Below are 13,081 nucleotides of genomic sequence, written 5' to 3'. Positions count from 1 at the left end.
TCAGTCGTGCGGCACCACGGCCACCGGGCAGTCGGCGTGGTGCAGCACCCCGTGCGCGACGGAGCCGATACGGGCGCCGACCGCCGTCCGGTGTGCGCGCCGCCCCACGACCATCAACTGGGCCCGTCCGGCCACCGAGAGCAGCACCTGGCCGGCGCTGCCCATCTCCACGTGCTCGGCCACCGGCACGTCCGGGAACCGATCCCGCAGCGGACGTACCGCCTCGGACAGGGCCTTCTTCTCGAAGGGCTCCAGGCCGCCGGTCTCGTCCAGCAGCTTCAGCGACCCCGGGCTGTAGGCGAAGACCGGCGGCAGGGTCCAGGCCCGGACCACGCGGACCGTCGCGCCACGGGCCGCCGCCGTCTCGAACGCGAACTCCAGCACGGCCGCGCTGTCCTCCGCACCGCCCTGCTGACCCACGACGACCTCCCGCCCGGCGGCCTCGGCCGCGGGCCGGTCCCCGGCGCGCACCAGCACGACGGGCCGGGCGGCCTCGGCGATCACCTGCTGCCCGACGGAGCCGAGCAGGAACCCGACGACCCGCCCGTGCCCGCGCGAGCCCAGCGCCAGCAGCTCCGCTCCGGCGGCCGCCTCGACCAGCACCTCGACCGGGTCGCCCGCCACGACGTCGACGCTCACCGCGAGCTCCGGATACCGCCCGGTGACGGTACGCACCGACTCGGTCACCCCGTCGGACACCCACCCGTACTGGGTCTCCCGGTCGCCGCCGAGCGCCGCCTGCTCCTCGTAGCGCCAGGCGTGCACCGCCCGCAGCGGCAGACCGCGCCGCACCGCCTCCCGGGCCGCCCAGTCCAGAGCCGCGAGGCTCTCCTCCGTACCGTCGACCCCTGCCGTGATCGGGCGTGTCATGCACCGGCCTCCTCGTCGGTTCCGTGTATACGCGATCAGTCTTCCGCACGGACGGGTGCCCGCTCCGCACCGGCGTACCAGAGCGAAGGCGGGCGATCGAACATACGATGGGCGGGTGCGGTGGCCGCGCTCCGCCCGGAGGGGCCGCCGTACCGAGGAACCAACGGCTCGGGGTGGGAGACGTATGGCACAGGCTGCCGACGCAGCACGGACCGTCATCATGACCGTGGACGACGACCCGGGAGTCTCCCGTGCCGTCGCCCGGGATCTGCGGCGCCGCTACGGCGCGTCGTACCGTATCGTGCGTGCGGAGTCCGGTGAGTCCGCGCTGGACGCGCTGCGGGAGCTGAAGCTGCGCGGCGACCTGGTGGCGGTGATCCTGGCCGACTACCGGATGCCACAGATGAACGGCATCGAGTTCCTGGAACAGGCCCTGGACGTGTACCCGGGCGCCCGGCGCGTGCTGCTGACCGCGTACGCGGACACCAACGCGGCGATCGACGCGATCAACGTCGTCGATCTGGACCACTATCTGCTCAAGCCCTGGGATCCGCCCGAGGAGAAGCTGTACCCGGTCCTCGACGACCTGCTGGACTCGTGGCGGTGCAGCGAGTACAAACCGGTACCGGCCACCAAGGTCGTAGGGCACCGCTGGTCGGCCAGGTCCTCGGACGTGCGCGAGTTCCTGGCCCGCAACCAGGTGCCCTACCGCTGGTACTCGGTCGAGGAACCCGAGGGCCGGCGGCTGCTGGCGGCGGCCGGGGTGGACGGGCAGCGGCTGCCGCTGGTGATCACGCCGGACGGCACGCCCCTGGTCGAGCCGGAGGCGCCCGAACTGGCGGCGCGGGTGGGGCTCGCGACCACGCCCACGGCGGACTTCTACGACCTGATCGTCATCGGCGGCGGCCCGGCCGGGCTCGGCTCGGCGGTGTACGGGGCGTCGGAGGGGCTGCGGACCGTGCTCGTGGAGCGCGCGGCGACCGGCGGGCAGGCCGGGCAGAGCTCCCGGATCGAGAACTACCTCGGCTTCCCCGACGGGGTGTCGGGGGCTCAGCTCACCGACCGGGCCCGGCGGCAGGCCGCCAAGTTCGGCGCGGAGGTGCTGACCGCCCGCGAGGTCACGGCCCTGGAGGTCAACGGGGCCGCGCGGGTGGTGCGGTTCGCGGACGGCTCGACGATCGCGGCGCACAGTGTGATCCTGGCGACCGGTGTGCAGTACCGGCAGTTGGAGGCCGCCGGGTGCCTCGACCTGACCGGCTGCGGGGTGTTCTACGGCTCCGCACTGACCGAGGCCACCTCCTGCCAGGGCCACGACGTGTACATCGTCGGCGGCGCCAACTCGGCGGGCCAGGCGGCCATGTACCTGTCCCGGTTCGCCAAGTCGGTGACACTGCTGGTGCGCGGCGCCGACCTGGCGGCCTCGATGTCGTACTACCTGATCCAGCAGATCAACGAGGCCCCGAACATCTCGGTACGCAGCCATACGGTGGTCGACTCCGCGCACGGGACCGACCGGCTGGAGCGGCTGACGCTCCGTCACTCGGTGAGCGGCGAGACCGAGTCGGTAGAGGCGCAGTGGATGTTCGTGTTCATCGGCGCGGCCCCGCTGACCGACTGGCTCGGCGACACCGTGCTGCGCGACGGGCGCGGGTTCATCCTGGCCGGACCCGATCTGACGGTCGACGGACGGCCGCCGACGGCCTGGGAGCTGGACCGGCCGCCGTACCACCTGGAGACCAGCGTGCCCGGAGTGTTCGTGGCGGGCGACGCGCGTGCCGAGTCCGCCAAACGTGTCGCGTCCGCCGTCGGAGAAGGAGCCATGGCAGTGATGCTCGTCCACCGTTATCTGGAGCAGTCATGAGCGGGCAGCTGTGCCCGTGCAGCCCGAAGGAGATCGGCGCGCTCTTCCTCTTCGAGAAACTGGAGCCGGAGCAGCTGGCGCGACTGTGCGCCGCGGGCCGGGTGGAGCGGTTCGAGCCCGGTCCGGTCTACACCGAGGGCGAGCCGGCGACCTGCTTCTACGTGATGATCGAGGGCACCGTGGTGCTCTCCCGGCAGGTCGGCGGGGACGACGTCGAGGTGACCCGGACCTCGCAGTCCGGGGTGTACGCGGGCGCCATGCAGGCGTACCTCGGAGACCGGGTGCGGCAGGCCTACAACAACTCGATGCGGGTGACCGAACCGACGCGGTTCTTCGTGCTGCCCGCGGACACCTTCTCGGACATCATGCGCGAGTGGTTCCCGATGGCCGTACATCTGCTGGAGGGCCTGTTCTTCGGTTCGAAGAGCACCCAGGCGGCGATCGGGCAGCGCGAACGGCTGCTGGCGCTTGGCTCGTTGTCCGCCGGACTCACCCACGAGCTCAACAACCCGGCCGCGGCGGCCGTCCGGGCCACGTCCACGCTGCGCGAGCGGATCGCGAAGATGCGGCACAAGCTCGCGGTGATCGCCGAAGGGCCGTTCTCCCGGGAGCAGTTGGCCGGTCTGATCGAGATCCAGGAGCGCACCGCCGAGCGGGTCGCCAAGGCCCCGGCGATGAGTCCGCTGGAGGCCACCGACCGCGAGGACGCGCTCTCCGACTGGCTCGACGACCACGGCATCGACTACGGCTGGCAGCTGGCGCCGACCTTCGTGCAGGCCGGCCTGGATATCGACTGGCTGGAGCAGGTCTCGGCGGCGGTGGACGAGGAGATCCTGCCGAACGCGGTCGGCTGGCTCAACTACACCATCGAGACCGAGCTGTTGATGAACGAGATCGACGACTCCACCACCCGGATCTCGCACCTCGTCGACGCGGCCAAGCAGTACAGCCAGCTGGACCGGGCGCCCTACCGGGTCGTGGACGTGCACGAACTCCTCGACAGCACCCTGCTGATGCTGTCCGCCAAGATCGGGCAGGACATCCAGGTGGTCAAGGAGTACGACCGTACGGTCCCGCCGGTCCCCGCCTACCCCGCCGAGCTCAACCAGGTGTGGACCAACCTCGTCGACAACGCGGTCTGCGCGATGAAGGACGACGACGGCGTCGGACAGGGCACGCTGACCGTGCGGACCGCACTCGACCACGAGCAGCTGCTGGTCGAGTTCCGGGACACCGGGACCGGGATCGCGCCGGAGATCAAGGACCGGATCTTCGACCCCTTCTTCACGACGAAGCCCGTGGGGCAGGGCACGGGTCTCGGTCTGGACATCTCGTGGCGGATCGTCGTCAACAAGCATCACGGCACCATGCGGGTGGAGTCGGTGCCCGGGGACACCCGGTTCCAGGTACTGCTTCCGCTGACCGCCGAAGCGCCCGAGGCAGAGGCGCCCGACATATCCGAGGAGACGGTATGAGTGACGACACCGCGATCGACCCGAACGTTCCGCCGAGCGGTGCCGGGTGTACCGAGTGCGACAAGGCGGGGGGCTGGTGGTTCCATCTGCGGCGGTGTACGCAGTGCGGGAACATCGGGTGCTGCGACGACTCGCCCGCGAAGCACGCGACGGCACACTTCCGTGACACGGGGCATCCGATCATCCGTAGTTACGAACCGGGCGAGGGGTGGTTCTGGAACTTCGAGACGGAGGAATTGTTCGAGGCGGGGCCGGAGTTGGCGCCACCGGTGAGCCATCCCTCGGATCAGTCGGTGCCGGGTCCCGCGGAGCGGGTGCCGGAGAACTGGGCGCAGGTTCTGCGGGGTTGAGCGTCCAAGGGGGCCGGGGTTCGGTGCGCTCGGCGGGTGCTCGGCGGGTGCGGGTTCACGGTGGCTTGTCGCGCAGTTCCCCGCGCCCCTGAGGTGTCTCTCGTCGTCCCTCTCACAAGGGAACTGTCGGCACTGCGTGTGAGGATGGGGGCGTGTCGCAGAGATCCTTTTCCACTCCACTGATCGGGCGCGACGGCGAACTGGCCCGCCTCGCCCGGGCGCTTGACCGGGCCCGGCACGGCAGTGGGCAGGCCGTGGTCGTCGCCGGGGACGCCGGGGTCGGGAAGACACGGCTGCTGGACGAGGTGGCCGACCGGGCGGCTGCCGCCGGGGCCACCGTCGTCACCGGCCACTGTGTCGATCTCGGTGATGTGGGGCTGCCGTACCTGCCCTTCACGGAGATCCTCGGGGTGCTCGCCGCCGACACCCGGTTCTCCCCCGTCGTCTCCGCCCATCCCGTGGTGGGCCGGCTGCTCGGCGCCGGGTCGGACTCCGCCCGGGACGCGGACGCCCGGCTGCGGCTCTTCGAGGGGGTCGCCGGGCTGTTCGCGGACCTCGCCGCGACCGCGCCGCTCCTGCTGGTCCTGGAGGACCTGCACTGGGCGGACCAGTCCTCCCGGGATCTGCTGCGGTTTCTGCTCAGCCGGGCCGGACTCGCCCGGGGGCTCACCGTACTGGCCTCCTATCGCGCGGACGACCTGCACCGCCGGCATCCGCTGCGGCCGCTCCTCGCCGAGCTGGTGCGGCTGCCCGCGGTGGAGCGTCTTGAGCTGCGGCCGCTCGCCGATGCCGAGGTGACGCGGCTGGTGCGGGCCCTGACGGAAAGACCGCTGTCGGACGCGGCCGTGCGGGACATCGTCGACCGGGCCGAGGGCAACGCCTTCTACACGGAGGAGCTGGTGGCCGCCGCCGACGCGGAGGGGATGCCGACCGGGCTCGCCGATCTGCTGCTCATCCGGGTCGAGCAGTTGCCGGAGACGGCCCAGCGCGTGCTGCGTACGGCCGCGGTCGCCGGGCGCCGGGTGGGGCACGACCTGCTGCGGGACGCGGTCGGGCTGCCGGAGGAGGAGCTGGAGTCGGCGCTGCGCGAGGCCGTCGGACGGCAGTTGCTGGTCCCGGGTGACGGGGACACGTACGCCTTCCGGCACGCCCTCGCACGGGAGGCGGTCTACGCCGATCTGCTGCCGGGGCAGCGCTCGCGGCTGCACGGCACGTTCGCGAGACTGCTCGCCGCGGGCGGGGGCGGCGCGGCGACGGCGGCCGAGCGGGCCCATCACTACCGGGAGAGCCACGATCTGCCGGAGGCGCTGGCCGCGTCCCTGGAAGCGGCCGACCACGCCCGGCGGGTGGGTGCCCCGGCGGAGGAGCTACGGCAGCTGGAGACGGCCCTGGACCTGTGGCCGGCCGTGCCGTGCGAGGCGCGGCCCACGGGTGAGGGGCTCGACCGGGTGACCTTGACGCTGCGGGCCTCGGCGGCGGCCGCGCACGCCGGTGACGCGCACCGGGCGGTGTCCCTGACCCGGGCCGCGCTGGCCGGCACCGGACAGGACGCGGATCCCGAACTCGCCGCCCGGGTGCGCTACACGCTCGCCGGGAACCTGATGACCGTCGACCACCTCGCCGCCGCGTTCGCTTACAGCAGCGAGGCGCTCGCGATGATCCCCGCAGATCCGCCCTCGCGGACCTGGGTGTGGGCGGCGGCCACCCACGTGATGGCGGCCCGCCAGATCGGCGACGACGACACCGCGCTGCGGGTGGCCCGGCAGGCCCTGGAGGTGGCCGAGCGGATCGGCGCCACCGCGGCCCGCGCCGACCTGCTGATCTCCCTGGCCCGCCTCGAAGGCGGCGGCCGCCGCAGCCTGGAGGGGCGTGCACTGCTCCGGGAGGCCCGAGAGCTGGCCCGGTCGGCCGGGGACGCGCCGGTGGAGATACGGGCGCTGTTCTCCCTGGCCATCAGCTGCTTCGAGGCGGGCGAGTTCCAGGAGTGCCTGCCGTGGATCACCGAGGGACTCGACCGGGCCCGGCGCTCGGGGCTGCTGTCCTCGCCGTATGCCTCGGAGATGCGGTATCTGCGACTGCTGGTGCTGTACACGCTGGGGCACTGGGACGAGTGCGTGCGCTCGGCCGACGCCGACCCGGTGCCCGGCTTTGCCGGGGGGCCCACCCTGTATGTGGCGCTGGCCCGCGGCGAGCCGGACGTCGTGGAGCGGGGCCGGGCCCTGCTCGGGGAGCCCTTCGACTGGATGGGCCGGCTCGTCGGGGGCATCGTGCTCACCGACGCGGCCGCGTTGCGAGGCGACGCGGAGGAGGCGGTGGCGTGGATGCGGGACTCGGTCACGGCCCTGACCGACGAGTCGGGGCGGCCGCCGTACGTGACGGTCCGGCTGGCCGCGCTGGCGCTGGCGGCGGTCTCGGACCGGGCGACCGAAGTGCGCGGCACCGGGGACGAGGGCCGCTGGACGGACCTCGCCGGCGAGCTGGTGGAGTGGGCCCGGGGCTCGGCCGCGCGGCAGGGGCCGGAGGGGCAGGCCTGGCTGGCGCGCGCGGAGGCCGAGTGGACCCGTGCCGTGTCCGGACCGGACGCGGCGGCCTGGGAGAAGACGGTCGCCGCGTTCGCACCCGCCGATGTCTACGAACTGGCTCGGGTCCGGCTCCGGTACGCCGAGGCCCTGTCGGCCGGCGGCCGGCGTGCGGAGGCCGAGGAGCAGGCGCGGGCGGCCCGGGAGACGGCCGTGGCGCTGCGTGCCGCGCCGCTGCTGGAGCGGCTGGACGCGCTCCCCGGCCGGGCCGCGGAGGTCCGCCTCTCCCCGCTGACCGCCCGGGAACAGGAGGTGCTGCGGCTGCTGGCGCTCGGCCGCAGCAACCGGCAGATCGGCGAGGAGCTGTTCATCACCGGCAAGACGGCGAGCGTCCATGTCTCCAACATCCTCGCCAAGCTGGGTGCGGCGAGCCGTACGGAGGCGGTGGCGATCGCCTACCGGGAAAGCCTGATCACCCCCGAGCCGACGGCCCGGGGGTGATCAGACGGGGGGTGGTTCAGCGGTTGCAGTCGAGGCTCGCCAGGTCGACGGAGTCGGCCATGGCCTGCATTCCCTTGTCGTTGGGGTGGATGTGGTCGCCGCTGTCGAGGAACGGCAGCATCCGCGCCTGGTCGTAGGGGCTGCGCAGGATCCGGTCGAAGTCGGCGGTCCCGTCGAACTCCCCGCTGGTGCGGATGTACTGGTTGACCTCCTGCCGTACGGCCTCGCCCGCCGGGTCCCACTCCGACCAGCCCTCGAACGGCCCGACGGTCGAGGCGACCACGCACATGCCGGCCGCGTGCGCCCGCCGGACGATCTCCTGGTATCCGGCGATCAGGTCGGCCGCGGTGACCCCGGTGTGGGCCTTGATGTCGTTGACCCCTTCGAAGAGGAAGACGGTACGGACGCCCGGCTGGCTGAGGACGTCGCGGTCCAGCCGGTGCAGGGCCGCCTGCCCGGCGCCGTCGGCGAGGACCTGGTTGCCGGAGATCCCCTCGTCGGCCACGCCCTTGACGTCGGTGTCCGCCTTCTGGAGACGGCGGGCGAGATAGTCCGGCCAGCGGCGGTTGAGGTCGGTGGTGGACGCCCAGCCGTCGGTGATGGAATCGCCGAGCGCGACGACGGCCCCGGTGGCCGGGTTCGACGGCCGTACGGAGACCGAGTCCAGGTACCACCAGGAGCTGGTGGTCTCCGTCCAGTTGGCGGCGCTCTCCTCGGCGGTGTGGTCGCCCTGGGTGGCGTAGGAGGTCTGCATCGCCATCCAGTGGCCGGTGGCCGGGCCGGCCGCGTCCGGGCTGTGCAGGCTGACGACCAGGTTGCTGCCGGCGGGCAGGCTGCCGGGCAGCGGGTCGCTCCACGCGGTGGCACCCGCGGGCACGGTGACCGTGCGGGCGCCGTCGAAGGTCAGCCGCTTGTTGCTGCCCGGCTTGAGGGCGGCGCCCTGGCTCTGGAGTCCCGCGTAGACGCTGTCCAGGGTCAGGGGCCGGTCACCGAAGGCGTTGGACAGCCGCACCCGCAGATCGCCGCCTGCGGCGCTGGTGTGCACGACCAGCCGGTAGCCGCGGTCGGCGGTGCCCTGGCCCATCCGGTCGGCGCTGGCACCCCAGGTGACGACGTCGTGCCGGGCGGTGGCGGTGTGCACGGGGGGCTCCCAAACAGGTGCGGCCTGGGCGGGCCCGGTCTGGCAGGCGACCGTCGCCAGTAATACGGAGGCGAGGCCGAGGAGCCGCGCGAACCGGCCGGTCACCGCGCGAGGTCCTTCAGCGTGACGGACGCGCCGGGCTTCAGCGTGACCGTCCGTGTCTTCCCGCCGTAGGAGACCGTCGTCGTACGGCCCCCGACGCTGCGGATGCGGGCCTCCGTCGGCTTGCCGTCGCGCCAGCTCAGGTCGACGACGAAGCCGCCGCGCGCACCCGCCCCGGTGACCTTGCCGGAGGCGGCCCAGGCGTCAGGAAGGGCCGGCAGGAGTTCCAGGTGGCCGGGGCGGGAGTACAGCAGCATCTCCAGGATCGCGGCCGGGGTGCCGAAGTTGGCCTCGATCTGGAAGATGCCCCGGCCCTCCTCGACCTGGTAGATGTCGAAGAGGTTGGGTGAGGTGCCGTTGCTGCCGTTGTCGGAGGGGCGGAGGTTCCTGACGACGAGCTGGTAGGCCTTGTCGGCGTCCTTCAGCCGGGACCAGCACAGCGAGCGCCAGGCGTTGGCCCAGCCGAAGCTGTCCATGCCGCGTGCGGTGAGCAGGGCGGTGGCGCCCTCGACGATGTCGGCGGGGGTGGAGCCGTCGGGGCGAATCCGGTCGCCGGGGAAGAGGTTGATCAGCGGCGAGAGGTGGCGGTGGGTGGTCTCGCCGAGGTTGTCCGGGGACATCCACTCCTCCAGCCAGCCGGTCTTGGGGCTCACCACCGGCAGGTAGAGGCGGTCACGGAGCTTGCCGATGGTACCCGCGTATCCAGCATCCCTCTTCAGCTCGGCGGCCGCAGTCCGGAAGTTGCCGAACAGCATCCACACCTGTTCCTGGGCGTAGGTGATGCCCTTGGCGTCCAGCGGCCCCTGCTCCGGGGACCAGTCGCTGTCCGCGATCAGCACCTCCCTGCCGTCGTCCAGGGTGGTGGTGAGCAGCCGCGCCTCCCAGAACTCGCAGGCGCCCTTGAGGAGAGGGTAGATCTTCTCCAGGTGGGCGCGGTCCTGGGTGAACTCGTAGTGCTCCCACAGGCTCTGGCAGAGCCAGGCGTTGCCCGCCGGGTGCCACCACCAGCCGCCTCCGCCGAAGGGGTTGGTGGAGATGGCGACGGTCCAGCCGGCCACCTTGCCGCTGGAGTTGCGGTAGCGGTTGCGGGAGTCCTGGAAGAGCCGCTGGGTGAGGTCCGTCCAGGACGGGAGCTGGTCGACGCAGTAGTCGGTGTAGGCGTCGAAGCACTGGGACAGGCCCAGCCGGTCGGACATCCAGTAGTTCATCTGGATGTTGATGTCGGTGTGGTAGTCGCCCATCCAGTCCGGGTCGTTGCCGTCCAGCCAGAGGCCCTGGAGGCCCATCGGCAGACTGTCACGCGACCCGGCGATCATCAGGTAGCGGCCGAACTGGGCGTAGGCGGCCTCCAGTTCCGGGTCGGGGTCACCGGTGTCGGCGCGGGCCTGGATACGCGCCCAGGTGTCGAGTTCGCGCTGGTCTGCCGTCGAGGTGCCGAGCGACAGGTCGAACTGCCCGAACAGTGCCCGGTGGTCGGCGGCGTGGGTGCGCAGCAGCGAGTCCGCCGAGTGCCGGGCGGCGGTCCTGACCTTGGTGCGGGCCAGCGCCCGCGGGTCGAGGGACGGGTCGCGGTAGCCGGCGGCGGCGTCCGGCGCGTAGTTCGTACCACCGCTGACTACGACCGTCAGCTCCCGGCAGTTGGTGAAGGTGATGTGCGAGCCGCTCACCCGCACGCTGCCACCGCTGCCGTACGCGTTGACGGCGGCCCCGTACTTCAGCCCGTTGGCGAAGGACCCGGCGAACGACTCGGCCGTGCCGCCGGTCTCGCCGTGGGTGCCCTCGAAGGTGAGGGTGCCGGTGTAGCGCCCGCCGCCGTCCTGGCTGAAGTGCGCCACGATCACGTCGTCGGGGCGGCTGGCGAAGATCTGCCGCCGGTAGGTCACCCCGGAGCGGACGTACGACGCCGAGACGACGCCGTTGTCGAGGTCGAGGGTGCGGCGGTAGTCGGAGACGGCGCCCAGGTCGTGGTCGGGTATCTCGACGACGAGCCGGGCCAGCAGGGTGAGCGAACCGAAGTCGGCGCGGCCGTAGGGGAACTGGCCGTCGGAGTCGAGGGTGTCGTTGAGACCGCCGGTCCACAGGGTGGCGTCGGTGATCAGGAGGAGTTCACGACCGGAGTCGTTGCTCGCGAGGGCACCGAGCCGGCCGTTGCCGACGGGCAGACCCTGCGTGATCATCGACCCGTCGTCGGCGGGCGCCTGCCACCAGAGCTGGTGGCGGGCGGAGGCGAGCGGCTCGGAGGACCGCAGCGGGGCGGCGGAAGCGGTGAAGGAGGGAAGCCCGGCGAGGGCTCCGGTGGCCGCGGCGAGGGCGAGGAAGCTTCGTCTGCTGGGCTGGTTGTTCTGCATGACTGGTTCCTTTGAAGTCAGGCGGGGGAACAACGCGCCCCGTCAGGGGCGCGGGGAACTGCGCGACCGGCCCCCACCGGCCCGCAGTTCCCGACGACGCACTTACCGAGGCGACTTACCGGGGCGACTTGGGAACGTCGATCCGGTCGACGTCCGGCGCGTAGCCCGACCCGCTGTCGAAGCTGATCGTGTTCGTACCGGCCTTCAGAGTCACCGGCACACTCACCGTCGAAACGGTCCCCCAGTCCCCGGTGGACGGGAACTTGTGACTCGTACCGCCCCCGGAGTTGGCCGAGATCGTGGCCGGCCGCGAGTCACCGCTGACGTACGCGACCTTCACCAGGTACGTCCCGGCCTTGTCGACCACCACGTTGTTGAAGGTCAACTTGCCGCCCTGGTACAGGTTTCCGACCTTCTTCTGCCCGGAGCACGCATCGCAACCGGCCACCGAGGCGTTGCCGCTGAGTGTGTTGGCGCTCGCCTCGGCCTCGTATCCGGTGGAGGCCAGGGCACTGCCCTTCGGTGTCACGGTGAAGAGACGCGAGCCGTGCGCCGGCAGCGCCTCGGTGATCTTGCTCGTGTACGAGCCGAGGTCCTCGCGGTTCCACAGATCCCGCACCGACGCCTTGCCGCTGAAGCCGAGGGCCGTCCAGTCGGCGGTGACCGCCGCGGGCGAGTCCGCGAGGTTGAACAGGGCGACCGTGTACGTGCCGTCGGCGTTCTTCGCCGCCCAGACCTGCTGCGGGTCGGACGGGGTGATCGGCCGGGCCGGCGGGTTGTCGCTCTGGTCGATCGCGATGACGTCGCGGTTGGTCAGCAGGGAGACGCCGTAGTCGTCGAGCTTGGTGATGTCGTCGCCGGTGAACAGCGGCGACTTGGCGATGGCCCACAGCGTGGCGTAGCTCTGCCGTTCGGCCTTGGTGAGGCCGTCCATCGCGCCGTTGCCGACATCGAGGGAGTCGAGGTCGTTCCAGCCGCCGGGGCCCGCCTTGCCGGTCCAGGCCGGAGTGTCGTCCCAGCGGTCGTCGACCGAGTTCTCCCAGCTGACCAGGGTGTTGCAGTAGCACTCGACGTCGGTGTCGATCCGCCAGCCGTTGGTGTACTTCTGCCAGTCGGCGGCATGCCCGAAGTCCAGGGACCAGGAGGCCTCCAGGTGGATCGGGCGGCCGGTGGCGGTGATCGCCTTGTTCCAGGCGGCCACGTCGGCGACGTTGTTGTACTGGTCGCCGCTCTTGCCGGAGCCCGGACCCACGCCGTCGAGCTTGAGGAAGTCATAGCCCCAGCCGGCGATCAGCTGGGCCTGGGAGTCTATGTACTTCTGCGCGCACGGCTTGTCGAAGTCGATCTTGTACGCGCTGTCCCAGCCGTTGGTGGTGCGCAGGTCGTCGTAGACGATGTCGGCGGTGGTGCAGCCGTCGGCGTTCCAGACCGGCGTCTTGCCGTCGCCGTAGGCACCCTTCTCCAGGCCGGCCGGGAGGTAGATGCCGGCCTTGAGGCCCTTGGCGTGGATGTGGTCGGCGACGGCCTTCATGCCGCTGGGGAAGCGGGCGGAGTCGGCTTTCTGGCGGCCGTACTGGTCGTAGCCGGACTTCCAGTTCCAGTCCATCCACCAGCCGGCGTCGATGTTGACGTATTCGTAGCCGTACTTCTTCAGCTTGCTCGCCATGGCGTCGGTCTGCTTGAGGACGTTCGCCTCGGTGAGATAGCTGTAGTCGCCCTGGTCGTTCAGGCCGGGGTACTTGGACGACTGCATGCTCCAACTCGACCAGCCCATGTAGGGCTTGGCGGCGATCGGGGCGGGCGTCTGGGCCTGGGCGGCCGGCACGGCGGCCGCGAAGGCCGCGGTGAGTGCCAGCACCAGAACGGTTCTGAGCCCGCGTGCGGGCAGGACGGAGTACGAAGGTGACCGCATGG

General features: G+C 71.6%; 8 protein-coding genes. 4 read left to right on the top strand and 4 right to left on the bottom strand.

Annotated features, from left to right (window positions below; translation table 11 throughout):
• Positions 1-870, bottom strand: a complete 870-nt coding sequence (locus tag ACZ5K7_RS26610) for a universal stress protein (RefSeq protein WP_468916887.1) — start codon at positions 868-870, stop codon at positions 1-3.
• Positions 871-1,054: 184 nt separating this feature from the next.
• Between ACZ5K7_RS26610 and ACZ5K7_RS26605 the strand changes: the two genes are divergently transcribed.
• From ACZ5K7_RS26605 to ACZ5K7_RS26590, 4 genes are all read left to right on the top strand, one after another.
• Entirely contained in the window at positions 1,055-2,731 is a 1,677-nt protein-coding gene (locus tag ACZ5K7_RS26605; protein WP_351707798.1) for an NAD(P)/FAD-dependent oxidoreductase, read from the top strand.
• Entirely contained in the window at positions 2,728-4,206 is a 1,479-nt protein-coding gene (locus tag ACZ5K7_RS26600) for an ATP-binding protein (RefSeq protein WP_351707795.1), read from the top strand. The genes ACZ5K7_RS26605 and ACZ5K7_RS26600 overlap by 4 nt, the downstream gene beginning before the upstream one ends.
• A complete protein-coding gene (locus tag ACZ5K7_RS26595) occupies positions 4,203-4,556 on the top strand; it encodes a UBP-type zinc finger domain-containing protein (protein ID WP_351737568.1) in 354 nt (117 codons plus the stop codon). The genes ACZ5K7_RS26600 and ACZ5K7_RS26595 overlap by 4 nt, the downstream gene beginning before the upstream one ends.
• A gap of 152 nt (positions 4,557-4,708) precedes the next feature.
• Positions 4,709-7,576: a helix-turn-helix transcriptional regulator gene (locus tag ACZ5K7_RS26590; protein ID WP_468916885.1), complete on the top strand. Its 2,868-nt coding sequence runs from the start codon at positions 4,709-4,711 to the stop codon at positions 7,574-7,576.
• Positions 7,577-7,592: 16 nt separating this feature from the next.
• On the opposite strand, the gene ACZ5K7_RS26585 is transcribed toward ACZ5K7_RS26590, so the two are convergent.
• The 3 genes from ACZ5K7_RS26585 to ACZ5K7_RS26575 form a co-directional block, all read right to left on the bottom strand.
• On the bottom strand, positions 7,593-8,822 hold the full coding sequence (locus ACZ5K7_RS26585) for an SGNH/GDSL hydrolase family protein (protein ID WP_468916883.1): 1,230 nt from the start codon (positions 8,820-8,822) through the stop codon (positions 7,593-7,595).
• A complete protein-coding gene (locus tag ACZ5K7_RS26580; RefSeq protein ID WP_468916881.1) occupies positions 8,819-11,167 on the bottom strand; it encodes a glycosyl hydrolase family 95 catalytic domain-containing protein in 2,349 nt (782 codons plus the stop codon). The genes ACZ5K7_RS26585 and ACZ5K7_RS26580 overlap by 4 nt, the downstream gene beginning before the upstream one ends.
• A gap of 115 nt (positions 11,168-11,282) precedes the next feature.
• Positions 11,283-13,079, bottom strand: a complete 1,797-nt coding sequence (locus ACZ5K7_RS26575) for an alpha-galactosidase D (RefSeq protein ID WP_468916878.1) — start codon at positions 13,077-13,079, stop codon at positions 11,283-11,285.
• Positions 13,080-13,081: the final 2 nt, after the last annotated feature.

The sequence above is a fragment of the Streptomyces sp. NPDC031497 genome (assembly GCF_055580905.1).
The sequence above is the reverse complement of the archived record's forward strand: the minus strand, read 5'-3'. Positions and strand labels throughout refer to the sequence as shown.

What these genes read in the sequence shown, in the direction of transcription:
- ACZ5K7_RS26595 (WP_351737568.1), top strand. Translation starts at nt 4,203, where the DNA reads ATGAGTGACGACACCGCGATCGACCCGAACGTTCCGCCGAGCGGTGCC.
- ACZ5K7_RS26600 (WP_351707795.1), top strand. Translation starts at nt 2,728, where the DNA reads ATGAGCGGGCAGCTGTGCCCGTGCAGCCCGAAGGAGATCGGCGCGCTC.
- ACZ5K7_RS26610 (WP_468916887.1), bottom strand. Translation starts at nt 870, where the DNA reads ATGACACGCCCGATCACGGCAGGGGTCGACGGTACGGAGGAGAGCCTC.
- ACZ5K7_RS26605 (WP_351707798.1), top strand. Translation starts at nt 1,055, where the DNA reads ATGGCACAGGCTGCCGACGCAGCACGGACCGTCATCATGACCGTGGAC.
- ACZ5K7_RS26580 (WP_468916881.1), bottom strand. Translation starts at nt 11,167, where the DNA reads ATGCAGAACAACCAGCCCAGCAGACGAAGCTTCCTCGCCCTCGCCGCG.
- ACZ5K7_RS26575 (WP_468916878.1), bottom strand. Translation starts at nt 13,079, where the DNA reads ATGCGGTCACCTTCGTACTCCGTCCTGCCCGCACGCGGGCTCAGAACC.